Origin of the sequence: Acinetobacter sp. YH12132 (assembly GCF_013418645.1) — a bacterium.
GTDB lineage: Bacteria > Pseudomonadota > Gammaproteobacteria > Pseudomonadales > Moraxellaceae > Acinetobacter > Acinetobacter indicus.
Map to the genome: position 1 here is coordinate 263,584 of NZ_VPBR01000001.1, position 14,151 is coordinate 277,734.

12 protein-coding genes are annotated in these 14,151 nt (G+C 47.5%); 9 read left to right on the forward strand and 3 right to left on the reverse strand.

Annotation, left to right across the window (positions count from 1 at the left end):
- Positions 1-42 precede the first annotated feature (42 nt).
- Positions 43-648: an alpha/beta hydrolase gene (locus tag FTU67_RS01235; RefSeq protein WP_104472953.1), complete on the reverse strand. Its 606-nt coding sequence runs from the start codon at positions 646-648 to the stop codon at positions 43-45.
- Positions 649-695: 47 nt separating this feature from the next.
- Complete coding sequence (locus FTU67_RS01240; protein ID WP_180036441.1) at positions 696-1,706, reverse strand: sulfate ABC transporter substrate-binding protein; 1,011 nt, start codon at positions 1,704-1,706, stop codon at positions 696-698.
- Between the two features lie 161 nt (positions 1,707-1,867).
- Between FTU67_RS01240 and pabC the strand changes: the two genes are divergently transcribed.
- The 5 genes from pabC (at position 1,868) to mtlD (ending at position 7,348) form a co-directional block, all read left to right on the forward strand.
- Positions 1,868-2,680 carry an aminodeoxychorismate lyase gene (gene pabC / locus FTU67_RS01245; protein WP_160241477.1) on the forward strand — a complete coding sequence of 271 codons (813 nt, stop codon included), beginning with the start codon at positions 1,868-1,870 and terminating at the stop codon, positions 2,678-2,680.
- A gap of 1 nt (position 2,681) precedes the next feature.
- Positions 2,682-3,740: an endolytic transglycosylase MltG gene (gene mltG, locus FTU67_RS01250; protein WP_104505507.1), complete on the forward strand. Its 1,059-nt coding sequence runs from the start codon at positions 2,682-2,684 to the stop codon at positions 3,738-3,740.
- A 2-nt stretch (positions 3,741-3,742) separates the two neighbouring features.
- Complete coding sequence (tmk, locus tag FTU67_RS01255) at positions 3,743-4,354, forward strand: dTMP kinase (RefSeq protein ID WP_180006690.1); 612 nt, start codon at positions 3,743-3,745, stop codon at positions 4,352-4,354.
- A gap of 61 nt (positions 4,355-4,415) precedes the next feature.
- Positions 4,416-4,835, forward strand: coding sequence for a PaaI family thioesterase (locus FTU67_RS01260; RefSeq protein WP_005176662.1), 420 nt, complete (start codon positions 4,416-4,418; stop codon positions 4,833-4,835).
- A 368-nt stretch (positions 4,836-5,203) separates the two neighbouring features.
- The gene (mtlD, locus tag FTU67_RS01265) at positions 5,204-7,348 is read left to right on the forward strand and encodes a bifunctional mannitol-1-phosphate dehydrogenase/phosphatase (RefSeq protein ID WP_160241475.1); all 2,145 of its coding nucleotides are present in this window, start codon (positions 5,204-5,206) and stop codon (positions 7,346-7,348) included.
- 104 nt (positions 7,349-7,452) lie between these two features.
- On the opposite strand, the gene nadB is transcribed toward mtlD, so the two are convergent.
- Positions 7,453-9,099, reverse strand: coding sequence for an L-aspartate oxidase (gene nadB, locus FTU67_RS01270; RefSeq protein ID WP_075174747.1), 1,647 nt, complete (start codon positions 9,097-9,099; stop codon positions 7,453-7,455).
- A gap of 228 nt (positions 9,100-9,327) precedes the next feature.
- On the opposite strand from nadB, the gene FTU67_RS01275 reads away from it, so the two are divergent.
- The 4 genes from FTU67_RS01275 (at position 9,328) to lepB (ending at position 14,135) form a co-directional block, all read left to right on the forward strand.
- On the forward strand, positions 9,328-10,713 hold the full coding sequence (locus tag FTU67_RS01275) for a Do family serine endopeptidase (protein ID WP_104469870.1): 1,386 nt from the start codon (positions 9,328-9,330) through the stop codon (positions 10,711-10,713).
- 117 nt (positions 10,714-10,830) lie between these two features.
- Positions 10,831-11,292, forward strand: coding sequence for a thioesterase family protein (locus tag FTU67_RS01280; protein WP_005176672.1), 462 nt, complete (start codon positions 10,831-10,833; stop codon positions 11,290-11,292).
- Positions 11,293-11,466: 174 nt separating this feature from the next.
- Complete coding sequence (gene lepA, locus FTU67_RS01285) at positions 11,467-13,284, forward strand: translation elongation factor 4 (protein WP_005176673.1); 1,818 nt, start codon at positions 11,467-11,469, stop codon at positions 13,282-13,284.
- 23 nt (positions 13,285-13,307) lie between these two features.
- The gene (gene lepB / locus FTU67_RS01290) at positions 13,308-14,135 is read left to right on the forward strand and encodes a signal peptidase I (RefSeq protein WP_005176674.1); all 828 of its coding nucleotides are present in this window, start codon (positions 13,308-13,310) and stop codon (positions 14,133-14,135) included.
- Positions 14,136-14,151: the final 16 nt, after the last annotated feature.

Here is a 14,151-nt window from a genome sequence, read left to right on the forward strand (position 1 = left end):
CGAAAAATAAATAAATTTCGGCACAAGCATAATTTGCGAGGGTTAAATTGCAAATTTAAATAAATACTTGCTGTCATCAGTAATACTGATATGCTGCATAGCCTTTTCTGAAATCAGGTAGTTCCAGAGTTCAGGAAAAGGACCAAAACCAGAGGCGACATTAATATGCCCGACATGGCCCAAGCTTACCGGTTCTAATTGCCAGGATTGCGCCAGTTCCAGTGCATGTTCGGCATTTAACCAGGGATCATTTTCACTGATTAGCATGCTGGCCGGAACCTGCACTTGCAGCTGATGAAAATAGTCCTGATAGTCATGCTGGCTGTCACGGGCAAAACCGGCTTCACCAAAACGGCCCGGGTTGGCCGGCGCCACCAGTACCAGATTCTTGACCTTGCGTTGCAGCGCCGGGTATTGCGCCAGAGCGGCTACGGTAGTCAGGCAGCCAAAGCTATGCGCCACAATTTGCAGCGGTGCATCAATCGCCGCCACGGTGCTTCGGAACTGTTCTACCCAAGTTTTGAGTACCGGGGCATTCCAGTCCTGCTGCTCGACGCGGGAGCAGGACATGAGCTGTCGTTGTAACCAGGATTGCCAGTGGCCATATTCACTGCCACCTACGCCCGGAACAATTACGGTATGAATCATGTCGATGCTCCTTTGCTTACCTTACAGTTGCTGATGCTACAGCTGAATTATTTAGCGCTATTGGCTTTTACGATCTGGTCGAAAATACCGCCATTTTCAAAATGTGCAGACTGGACTTTGGCCCAGCCCCCAAATTCCTGATCTACCGTGACCAGCTTTAACGGCTTAAAGACCTGGCTGTATTTCTTTAATGCTGCTTCGCTACGAGGACGATAATAATGTTTGCCGGCTAAATCCTGTCCGAGTGGGGAATACAGGAAGTTTAAATAGCCTTGGGCCAAATATTTGTTGCCGTGTTTTTCCGCATTTTTCTCAACAATGGCCACCGGCGGTTCTGCCAGTACCGACAGGCTAGGGGTAATAATTTCAAATTTACCCGGCTGCTCACGAATGGCGAGATGCGCTTCATTTTCCCAGGCCAGCAGCACATCACCAATGCCACGCTCGGCAAAGGTGGTGGTTGAACCGCGGGCGCCCGAATCAAGGACTTTGGTGTTTTTATAAATTTTACGTACAAATTCCTGTGCAGTTTGATCATTGCCACCCGGCTGATGTTTAGCCCAAGCCCAGGCGGCCAGATAGTTCCAGCGTGCACCGCCTGAGGTTTTCGGGTTCGGGGTAATAATGCCCACACCCGGCTTGACCAGATCGCCCCAGTCCTGAATGCCTTTCGGGTTGCCTTTACGCACTAAAAATACAATGGTCGAGGTATAAGGTGTCGAGTTATGTGGTAATTTCTTTTGCCAGTCTGCCGGAAACAGTTTGGCTTTTTCCGCAATTACATCAATATCGGTGGCCAAAGCCAGTGTCACCACATCGGCACTCAGGCCATCAATTACGGCACGGGCCTGCTTGCCTGAACCGCCATGCGACTGTTTAAAATTAATTTTTTGTCCGGTCCGGCTTTCCCAGTATTTGCCGAACTGTTTATTCACATCATCATATAATTCACGGGTCGGGTCATACGACACGTTCAGAAAATCTTTTGCAGCAACACCAAAGGAGGATGCCGAAATTAATGCGGCCAGTACCCCAATTTTTAATTTTGTAAAACTCATGACTAACCTCAAATTTTTCGCTGTTTTGTAACATGAGGCAAGAATAGCGCCAGTCTTATTCCTAAAAAAATAATAAAAAATGAATTTTATATGAATAAAAAAGAAATATAAATAGATCTTCCATTCTTACACTAAAGCCAGCTCAAATGGATACTTGTTGTATGCAATGTTTTAAGAATGCTGAGGAAATATCGGCCGTTTCAGTGCTGGACCGTGCCTTTCATTATGGCGATGGCTGCTTTAGTACCGCGCGCATCCGCAATGGCCAGATTGAACTGGAGGCCTTACATCTGCTGCGGCTACAACGCGGCTGTGAGCATTTGTATTTACATGCCAATCTGGCGTTTATCCAGCAGTCGATTCAACAGCTGCAGCAGCGCTATCCGCAGGTCAACGGCACTTTAAAAATCATCATCAGCCGGGGAGATGGACAGCGCGGTTATAGCCTGCCCGCACAAGAGGCTGATGTCTGGGTCTTCTTTTATCCCAAAGCAGTGGATGATTTTCACTATGAAAAAATCGCCAGTGGTGTGTTGAAACAAGCGATGGGGCTGAGTATGCCACATCTGGTCGGCATCAAAAGCCTGAACCGTTTAGAACAGGTGATACTGAAAAAAGAAGCCGATGCGCAGGGTTGGCCGGAAGCCTTGGTGACTGATGTGCAAGGCTCGGTTGTTGAAGGGGTGAGCAGTAATTGTTTTATTCTTATAAACAATGAATGGATTACGCCGGAACTTCGTTATAATGGCGTCCACGGCGTGATGCGGGCTGAAATTCTGGCCCGTATGCAGCAGCACGGCATTTCCTGTCGCCAGCGTTATGTCGATATGGAAGAAATTGCGCAGTTCCAGAGTCTGTTTTTCTGTAATGCGCTCAGTCCGATGAAAATCGTGATCCAGCTCGATGCACGCCTTTTAGATGTTCAAGCCTGTATTGAACTGTTTAATCGTCTTCAATTGAATCAGATGCATTAATATGTCTTCATCCCGCTCTAAAACGAAAAAGAAAAACAAGCCTCGTTCCCCATTGCCGATGAAAGGCATTTTAACCCTGTTACTGGGCGTACTCCTCATTGTCGTAGTCATCCTCTGGTCCAGCCTGTTTAAAGACTATCCGGTAAAAGGCCAGAAAGAATTACTGGCCATTGGCGATGGCGATACCTATTCCGGTTTTATTGATCGTCTGGAAAAAAATGATCAGGTCAGTTTTCCGATTATTCTGAAGCTGTATCAGAAAATCATGATTCATGATTCGATGAAAGCCGGGGTTTATGAAATCCAGCAGGGTATGAGCATCCGTGAAGTCATGGAAATGATCTCCAATGCAGAAAATGCGCAGATGAACCGGATTCTGGTCATTGAAGGCACCACCTTTAAACAATTGGTGCAGCATCTGCAAAAGGATGAGCTGGTGACTAAAGAAGTCAGCCATCTGCCGACCGATCAGTTGTTAAAAGCGCTGAATATTCCATTTGAGCATCCGGAAGGCCTGTTTGCGCCAGATACCTATTTCTTTGCCAAGGGCGAATCGGACCGTAAAATTCTGACCGATTTGTATCAGCGTCAGATGAAAGCACTGGATGAAGCCTGGGCCAATCGTGCACCAGATTTACCGTACAAGAATAAATATGAAGCGCTGGTGATGGCGTCGATTATTGAAAAAGAAACCCATGTCGATAGCGAACTGCGTCAGGTCTCCGGCGTATTTGTGCGCCGTTTAAAGATTGGTATGCGTTTACAAACTGACCCGACCGTCATTTACGGGATGGGCGACAAATATCAGGGCAATATTACCCGTAAGGATTTACGTACCCCAACCCCGTACAATACCTATACCATCTATGGTTTGCCGCCAACACCAATTGCACTGCCAAGCAAACGCGCGATTGAAGCAGCAATGCATCCGGATGATTCCGACAATCTCTATTTTGTCGCCACCGGTGATGGCGGACATAAATTCAGTACCAATCTGCAAGATCATAACCGCGCAGTTCAGGAATATCTGGCGGTCATTCGTGCGAAGAACAAGGAGTGAGCATGTTTATTAGCTTTGAAGGCACCGAAGGGGTAGGTAAAACCACGCTCATCCGTCGTATTTATGAACATTTGCAGGCCCAAGGCAGTGAAGTAGTGCTGACCCGTGAACCGGGTGGCACCCCGATGGCCGAGCAGATTCGCAGTCTGCTGCTTTCAGTCAATCATGACGAGCCGATGTGTAATGATACTGAATTACTGCTGATGTACGCAGCGCGCGCCCAGCATCTGGCGCAGGTGATTCTGCCTGCACTGGCAGCTGGCAAAACGGTACTCTGTGACCGCTTTACTGATGCCAGCTTTGCCTATCAGTGTGCTGGGCGTGGCCTAAGCCAGGAAAAGTTGCAATTGCTGAACCAGAATTTTGTTTCGCACATGCCGGCTCTGACTTTCTGGCTGGATGCACCGATTGAACTGGGCATGTCCCGTGCGCGTGAACGTGGTGCGCTGGACCGTTTTGAACAGGAAAAAGTCACCTTTTTTGAAAAGGTGCGTGCTGGTTATCAGGAGTTGTGGCAGGCAGAACCAGAACGGATTAAACGTTTAGATGCCACCCAAAGTCCGGATCTGGTCTTTGCCGAGGCGCTCAAATATTTACAGACAGTCGCTGCTTAAATTTGGGTCAAGACTAAAAATCTTCTATAGTAGCGTGATGATAGAGGATTTTTTGATCACAATGAAAAGTAACCGTGCTGAAATTATTGAATTTTTACAACAAGAATTTCCCCAGAGCCTGGAAAAATGCGAGATTGATGCGGTCACGCCCATGGGTGCCTGCTTGACCTATCGGGTTGGGGAAAGTGAATTACGTCCGGGTGGCACGATCTCTGGTCCGACCATGATGACGGCTGCAGATCTGGCTTTATATGTAGCCATTCTGGGCCAGATTGGGATTGTCGGGTTGGCGGTCACCACCAACCTGAATATCAATTTTTTACGCAAACCCGCTGGTGGAAAAAACCTGCGGGCGGAATGCCGGCTCATGAAACTGGGTAAAAGTTTGGCCGTGGGTGAAGTCTGGATTTATTCAGTCGGGCAGGAAGAGCCGGTGGCGCATGTGACTGGAACTTATTCCATTCCACCCCAAGTGGCTTGATTCTCAGGTCACTTGTTCTGTTGATCTGGCTCGCTTGATTTTATCCTTTTCTTACTCGTCTTAATTTTGCTTGCTTCAGTTTCTTCGCCAATCTGATGCTTCCAGCTTTTTATTTTTTGAAGCCTATTTAATTCGCCGAAAAGCACCCTCCGAATTATTTAAAACTTATCCTTATATTTCAGCAAAATCGCTTTATTGATTTACATGATGTTACTTATTAATTACTTAAAGTTACATATCTTAAATCTTACTCCAATTAGGTGGTTAATTTTTAACCTTAAATATTTCATTCTTTGTCTAAGGTGTTGTTCCCTCAAAAATTGCTCTAGGCTCTAGGCCTGTTGAAAAATGATCAAATGAGGGGGGAAATGCTTAAATTTAAAAATAAAATGATCCAGGGCGCAATTTTCGATATGGATGGCACAATGTTTGATACTGAGCGTTTACGGTTTCAAACCTTGAAACAGGCATCTCGGGAATTGATTGGAGTCGAGTTCAGCGATGACTATTTAATGGGTTGTCTGGGCTTGAGTGCGCGGAGTGCCAAACAGCTGGCACAGGCTGAATATGGTGAAGATATTCCCTATACCGAAATTCGCCAGCGTGCCGATGAGCTGGAACTGGAAAGTGTGCGTCAGTTTGGCGTGCCGATTAAAACCGGTTTGCTACAGGTGCTGGAGCGCTTGCGTAAATCCGGGCTGCGCATGGCAGTGGCGACGTCCAGTCGCCGTGCCATTGCCGAAGAATATTTAATTAATGCCAATGTCTATAAATTTTTTGATGTACTGGTGTGCGGAGATGAAGTCCAACGTGGCAAACCGCATCCGGAAATTTTCCTGACCGCTGCGCAAAAGCTGAATCTCTCCGCCAGTGACTGTTTCATGTTTGAAGATTCAGACAATGGTGTGACCTCGGCCTATGCAGCGCAGGGCATTACCGTGCTGCTGCGGGACATTAAAGCACCAAATGAACAGATGCTGTCTAAGGCGCATTACTACTATGAAAGCATGGAAGATTATCTGGAAGATTTAAACCTGTATATTCCGGCCTTGGGCATGCCCAGCCTGCAGGAAGCCTTTCCACAAACCTTGAACCAGCTAACTGTCGGAATCCATGGTTTTGGTGCGATTGGTGGCGGTTATCTGGCGCAGGTATTATCGCATTGGGATGGTTATACCCGTCCGAAACGGATTTACGCTTCTACCCGTAACCAGCTGTATCGCTCTGCGGTGAATGCTTTTGGCACCTATTGCATTCGTTATGGGCAAATGTCCTATGATGAACGTATTGAAAACATGAGCATTATTGATGCAGATAACCTGCAGCACATGCAGGAGATGTATATCGAATCCAGCTTGATTGCCTTATGTCTGCCAGAAAAAGCGCTGAGCAGCGAAGCTGAGGTGATTGCGCAAGGCCTGTATGCACGTTATCTGGCCCATCAGGACCAGCCGGCTGCGCCTTTAACCGTGCTGATTATTTTAAATAAAGTCGGTGCCAAGCAGTTATTGCTGGAGCATATCCGTAAAGCCCTGGTGGCCTTAAGTGATGTGCAGACCGCACAAGCCATTTTAGCGCAGCATTATTTCTGCGATACCGTGGTCAACCGTATGGTATCCAAACTGACTGACCAGAACCTGTACCGCCAGCTACGGATTAAATACAACATCTTCAAGCAGTCGCAAACGGAAGATGAAGCCGAGCCGGTTGAAATTGAGGATAACACCCGTTTGCAGCCGGAGCAGGAACGTCAGGCCAGCCTGTATGTGGAAGATTTGCGCCGTAATTTCCAGCCGAGTCATATTCTGCAAACGATGGATCTCATTCTGTTTAATGCAGAAATTGACATGCCGATTTATGTGGAAAATGCCAGTCCGTTACTGCAAAAAATGCGGCAGATGATTCTGGTCGAAGACATCAGTGAAATCCAGCTGATTAAAAACCGGCTCTGGAACGGGGTGCATGCCATGCTTGCCTGGTATGCCAGCCTGCGTGGTCATCAAACCATTGGTGTGGCTCTGGCCGACCCGCAGATTGAACAGTTCATGCAGCAGTTGTTACAGCAGGTTCAGCAGGGACTGGCGGTGGTGTTACCACACCGACAGAAAGATCTACATGCACTGGCACAAAGTTTTGCAAACTCCTGTGTCCATGCCTATAAAGACCCATGTGCACGGGTGGCGCGTGATCCGCTACGCAAGCTCAGTGCGTCCGAACGGGTGTTAGGTTCAATTGCCAGCAATGCTCAGGCCGGGTTGCCGTATCAGTTTTTGGCACAAGGCGCCTTATTGGGCTATGTCTATGCGGTGCAAACCCATCAGCTGACCGAGGCGCAGGCTTTGGCACATTTACAGACACAATTGCAGCAGCCACATTTCTCGGCACAAGTGGCACTGACTTTACGTAATTATGTGCAGACCTATCTGCCGCAATTGCTGTCCGGAGTGCTAGAACCTGAGCAGTTGCCATTATTAAAGCCAACCTCGAGTGCAGCGCAATATGCTTCAACTTGAGGAACCATCCGGCTGAAACCATTTTTGGCTGATCCCAATAAAAAACCGAATCACATCCTGCAATTCGGTTTTTTATCTTTCAGAACTGAAGATGTAAAAGCATTTTAAGCCGGCACATCCTCATTGACCAATGGCGTTTCTACCTGGAAGTTTGGCGGCGTGAGGACAGTTTTACGCAGCTCATCTGCCAGTTCTGGATAATCCAGGGTGTAATGCAGGCCACGCGATTCTTTACGCTGCATGGCACAACGCACAATCATTTCTGAAACCAGCACCAGATTACGCAGTTCAATCAGGTTTTTACTGACTTTGTAGTCTTGATAATACTCGGTAATTTCGCGTTTCAGCATTTCAATACGGTGCAGGGCACGTTGCAAACGCTTGGTGGTGCGGACAATTCCGACGTAGTTCCACATGGTGGCGCGCAGTTCATCCCAGTTTTGTAGAATTACCACATCTTCATCGGGATGGGTCACTTGAGAATCATCCCAGGCCGGCACATTTGGTGATTGATAATCGGGCTTGAATTCAGCCTGAATATGTTCAGCAGCACTCATGCCATATACAAAACATTCTAAAAGTGAGTTACTGGCCATACGGTTAGCACCATGCAGGCCGGTATAAGACGTTTCACCAATGGCATACAGGCCGGCAATATCGGTCTGGCTGTGTTCATCAACCACTACACCGCCACAGGTATAATGCGCTGCCGGGACCACCGGAATCATATCTTTGGTGATGTCGATGCCCAATTCCAGTAAACGCGCATACAGGGTCGGGAAGTGTTCTTTAACAAATTCGGCCGGTTTATGGGTGATGTCTAGCCAGACATGACGAATCCCCAGACGCTTGATTTCAAAGTCAATTGCACGTGCCACAATATCACGTGGTGCCAGTTCGGCACGTTCGTCAAAACGTAGCATAAAGCGTTCACCATCTGGCAGGCGTAAATAGGCGCCTTCACCGCGCATGGCTTCGGTAATCAAGAAGGAACGGGCTTGCGGATGGTATAAACAGGTCGGATGGAACTGGTTAAATTCCATATTGGCGACGCGACAACCGGCGCGGTAGGCCATGGCAATCCCGTCACCGGTGGCAATATCCGGGTTAGAGGTGTACAGATAGGCTTTCATGGCACCGCCGCAGGCCAGTGCGGTAAAGGGTGCCAGGAAGGTATCAATTTGGTCGGTGTTTTCATCCAGGGCATACAGGCCCAATGCACGATTGTTACCGGTTTGACCGAGTTTCTGTGTGGTAATCAGGTCAATGGCAACAAAGTTTTCAAAAATCTGGATATTCTGTTTTTCTCTGGCCCGCTGGACCAGTGTCGTTGAAATGGCACGTCCCGTGGCATCTGCCGCGTGAATGATCCGGCGCTGGGAGTGGCCGCCTTCACGGGTTAAATGCAGTTGTTCCTGTTCATCGAGGGTAAATTGAACGCCATGTTCAAGCAGGAAATCGACCGAAGGTTTACCGCCCTCTACAGTTTGCTGCACGGCATTCAGTTCACATAAATGCGCGCCTGCAATCATTGTGTCATCTATATGCTGTTGAATAGAGTCGGTTTCATCCAGTACGGCTGCGACCCCACCTTGGGCATAAAAGGTGCTGGCATCAGTCAGGGCCGACTTGGCCAGCACGGCAATTTTAAAATGAGCTGGTAATGACAGTGCCAGACTTAAACCTGCGCCGCCACTACCCACAATGATCACATCAAAATGATGAGTTGCATGTAAATTAGACATGTCCATCAGCTAATTTGAAAAAAGTCTGGTAATGACAACGCTTTTTAAAACAAAAGGCAAGGGTCAAGATGCTTATTAATGATGAGAAAAAGCAATAAAACTCCATTTTATAAAAAATGGCATAAGCACTTGTATCCTGTTGAGGAATTGAACATATTATTACGAAATCTTAAAAAGCGTTATGTTAAAAACAGAACATCACATTTTTATAAACAAATTGAGTGAATGCTATATATGAATAATCGCTACTTACAGAAGGGTCTCTATGCAGCTGTGTTCACTATGGCATCTGTTCAAGCACAGGCCTCTACTTCAGTAGATTTTTCCAACCTGGTTGAACAGGTCAGCCCCGGTGTTGTCAGTGTCAATGTGGTCAAACGTTTAAGCCAGGAAGAGTTGTTACAACAACAGGTTCCGGAACTGTTACGCCGTTTCTTTGGCGATGGGGTGGTGATTCCGCAGCGTCAGGCACCACAAGAAAAAACCGGTTATGGCAGTGCCTTCTTTATCAGCAAAGATGGCTACCTGCTCACTAACCACCATGTGATTGAAAATGCCTCCAAAGTCACCATTGTTCTGAATGATCGCCGTGAAATTGATGCCACCGTGGTCGGCAGTGATGAACGGACCGATGTGGCTTTGCTGAAGGTATCTGGCAGCAACTTCCCTGAACTGCGTACCGGTAATGTTGATCGCCTGAAAGTCGGTGAGCCGGTGCTGGCAATTGGTTCACCATTTGGTTTTGACTATTCCGCCTCTGCTGGTATTGTCAGTGCCAAAATGCGTAACATGATGGGGGAAACCTCGGTACCGTTTATTCAGACTGACGTTGCCTTAAACCCGGGTAACTCGGGTGGACCGCTATTTAACCAGCGCGGTGAAGTGGTTGGGGTCAACTCGCGCATCTTTAGTGGAACGGGCGGCTATATGGGCCTGTCTTTCTCGATTCCGATTGATGTGGCGATGGAAGTGGCAGACCAGTTAAAACAGCATGGTAAAGTCACCCGTTCCTATTTAGGTGTGAGCCTGCAGGATATTGACCGGACGCTGGCAGAATCGTATCGACTGGATAAACCGGAAGGGTCCTTAATTACCCAGGTGGCACCGGATTCTCCAGCCTCCAAAGCCGGCTTGCGTGCGGGTGATGTGATCTTAAAATACAACGGTACCCCAATTTCGCGCACCAGCGAATTACTCAATTATCTGAACCGTACTGCACCTAAACAGACCATCCAGCTGGAAGTTTTACGCGATGACCGTCGCCGGAATATCTCGGCTACTTTAAGTACTGCACCGGATGACACCCCGGCCAAGAGCAATGTTACGCCAAGCCAGAATAAAGGCCCGGTACTTGGGGTCGCAATCCGGAACCTGTCAGCAGCAGAAATGCGTCAGCTGGAAATTAAAGGCGGTGTGCTGATTCAGGAAGTCCGTCCGGGCAGTATTGCAGCGCAGTCGCGAATTTTACCGGGTGATGTCATCGTACAGCTGAACAATAGCCCAGTCACCGACAGCAACAGTTTTGTTCAGGCGGTTTCGCAGCTGAAAAAGGGCAGCGTGGCGCGTGTGACCTTAATCCGTCAGGGACAACGTGCCATTGTCGGTATGCGAATTTCCTGATCTGAGCCAGTTAAAAACCACAGCCTGCTGTGGTTTTTTTATTTTTCAATTTATCCGGGGCCAATTTTCAGTAGACTAGGGGCCTCAATAGCCGATACCACAGTACAGTAACAGAGCATGAGCAGTACATTTTTTGATTTAAAACTTCAGGTTCAACCCGAGCATATTGACAGTCTGGGCCATGTCAACAACGTGGTTTATGTGCAGTGGATGCAGGATGTGGCCAGCGCCCATATTGAAACCTTAGGCCTGGGCATGGCGCAGTTTCTGGAAATGAAACATGCCATGGTGGCGGTGGAGCATCATGTGCAGTATCGCAAGGCAGCATTTGCCGGTGAGGAGCTGATTTTAAGAACCTGGCTCAGTGAAATTAATGCGCTGTACCTGTTTCGCCAATATGTGTTTTATCGTCCGCAGGACCAGAGCGTGCTGTTTGTCGCGCAGACCAAATGGGCCTGTGTGGAAATTGACAGCGGCCGTCCAAAACGCATGTCGCCAAGTTTTTCCCAGGCGTATCAGCCTATTCCAGCCGATCTGAATCCGATGGATTTTAACCAGTATCCGCCACAGCCGGCATAAGCATCGTCACTGGCCGGTTTGTATCGGATGATCTAAAACCGGCCGGGCCGAAAAGCTTTGCATTATTTTGGATACTTTAAAAAATCCATCTGCTATAATCCTTCGCAATTTCTATTCGGCTTTTGCTGTGCACTGAATCTGGTTTGCATAGCGCGTTATTTTTTAAGGTAGCCCATGGCGCAAGCTAAAAAATCTGTTGATATTAAAAACATTCGTAACTTCTCGATCATTGCACATATCGATCATGGCAAGTCGACCCTTGCGGATCGTTTCATTCAGACCTGTGGCGGTTTGCAGGATCGCGAAATGCAGGCGCAAGTACTGGACTCAATGGAACTTGAGCGTGAACGTGGGATTACCATTAAAGCGACTTCGGTGACCTTGTACTATACCCATCCGAATGGTCAGGAATACCAGTTAAATTTCATTGACACCCCGGGACACGTTGACTTTTCTTATGAAGTTTCACGTTCACTGGCAGCGTGTGAAGGCGCACTACTGGTGGTTGATGCTGCCCAGGGCGTAGAAGCACAATCGGTTGCCAACTGCTATACCGCGATTGAGCAAGGTCTGGAAGTACTGCCAATTCTGAACAAGATTGACCTGCCGCAAGCAGAGCCTGAGCGTGTGATTCAGGAAATTGAAGATATTATTGGTATTGAAGCAACCGATGCGCCGACCTGTTCAGCCAAAACCGGTCTGGGGATTGCAGGTGTTTTAGAGCGTCTGGTTGATGTCATTCCAGCACCAACCGGTGACCGTGATGCGCCATTACAAGCTTTAATTGTCGACTCATGGTTTGATAACTATCTGGGCGTTGTGTCTCTGGTGCGTGTGAAGCAGGGCCGTGTGCGTAAAGGCGACAAGATGTTGATGAAATCAACCGGTCAAACGCACATCATTACCTCTGTGGGTATTTTCAATCCGAAACATACTGAAACCGATATTCTGGAAGCGGGCGAAGTCGGCTTCGTGATTGCCGGCATTAAAGACATTTTTGGTGCACCAGTCGGCGATACCATCACTTTGGCAACCACGCCAGAAGTGGAAGTGTTACCGGGCTTCAAGAAAGTAAAACCGCAGGTCTATGCCGGTTTGTTCCCGATTGATGCCAGCGATTTTGAACCGTTCCGTGAAGCACTGCAAAAGCTGCAAATCAATGACTCAGCGCTATTCTTCGAACCGGAAAGTTCGGATGCGCTCGGTTTTGGTTTCCGCTGTGGCTTCCTTGGTATGCTGCACATGGAAATCGTTCAGGAACGTTTAGAACGTGAATACGATCTGGACCTGATTTCTTCTGCGCCAACGGTTATTTATGAAGCCGTAATGAAAAATGGCCAGACCGTATATATTGACAGTCCATCGAAAATGCCAGACGGTTCCACCGTTGAAGACTTACGTGAACCGATTGCCGAATGTCATATTCTGGTGCCGCAAGAATACTTGGGTAACGTCATGACCTTGTGTATCGAGCGTCGTGGTGTGCAAAAAGATATGAAATTCATGAGTAATCAGGTATCCATTACCTTTGAAATTCCAATGGCCGAAGTGGTGATGGATTTCTTTGATAAATTGAAATCCTGCTCACGTGGTTTTGCATCACTAGATTACAACTTCGTGCGTTTTGAAAGTTCATCACTGGTGAAAGTCGATGTCTTGATTAACGGTGAAAAAGTCGATGCGCTGGCAATGATCTGTCACCGTCAGGATGCCCGTCACCGTGGTATTGCGCTGGTTGAAAAAATGAAAGACCTGATTCCGCGTCAGATGTTTGATGTCGCAATTCAGGCGGCCATTGGGGCGCAAATTATTGCCCGTTCAACGGTAAAAGCCATGCGTAAGAACGTATTGGCCAAATGTTATGGCGGTGACGTGTCGCGTAAGAAGAAACTGCTGGCCAAGCAGAAAGAAGGTAAGAAACGTATGAAGCAAGTGGGTAGCGTTGAAATCCCACAAGAAGCGTTCTTAGCTGTATTAAAAGTCGAACGCTAATAAGATTAGAAGGATAAACGCCCATGGATTTTGATTTTAATTTGATCCTCGTTCCTGCCACGCTGTTTTTTATTGCTGTGTGGTTGCTGGATAAATTTGTCTTCAAGCAAAGACAGACCAAAGGGCGGGGCAATGAAAATTTCATTATCACATGGGCGTATGACTTCTGGCCGGTACTGGCCGTTGTGCTGGTGCTGCGTTCGTTTTTATATGAGCCGTTTAACATCCCGTCAGATTCAATGGTGCCAACCCTGGAGACCGGGGATTTTATTCTGGTAAATAAATTTGACTATGGCGTGCGTTTGCCAATCGTCAACAGCAAAATTATTGATACCGGTTCGCCAGAACGCGGTGATGTGGCGGTGTTCCGTTATCCGCCACAACCAAGCATTAGCTACATTAAGCGGATTGTGGGTTTACCGGGTGATCATATTGTTTATGATCATGGCCAATTTACCATTAACGGCGAAAAGGTGCAGAAAGTTGCACTGGAATTTAGCCGTGAAAAAGACAGCCTCGATACACCCAACTCGATTTACCATCAGGAAACTTTAGGCAAGCATACTTTTACCATGCGTGAACTGGAAGGCGTAAACGTGGCGCGTCAGGCACCCTTTATTAATTATGTCGAAAATGGTAAATATGCTTCTACAAATGGTTTATATTGGGAAGTCAAAGTTCCAGAAGGTCATTACTTCGCGTTAGGGGATAACCGCGATCAGAGTGCTGACAGCCGTTTCTGGGGTTTTGTACCTGAAGAAAACCTGACCGGCCGTGCCGTCTATATCTGGATGCACAAAGAGCCTGGTTTTAAATTGCCGTCTTTTAGCCGAAACGGCAGCATAGATTAAAATCATCCATTAGGAA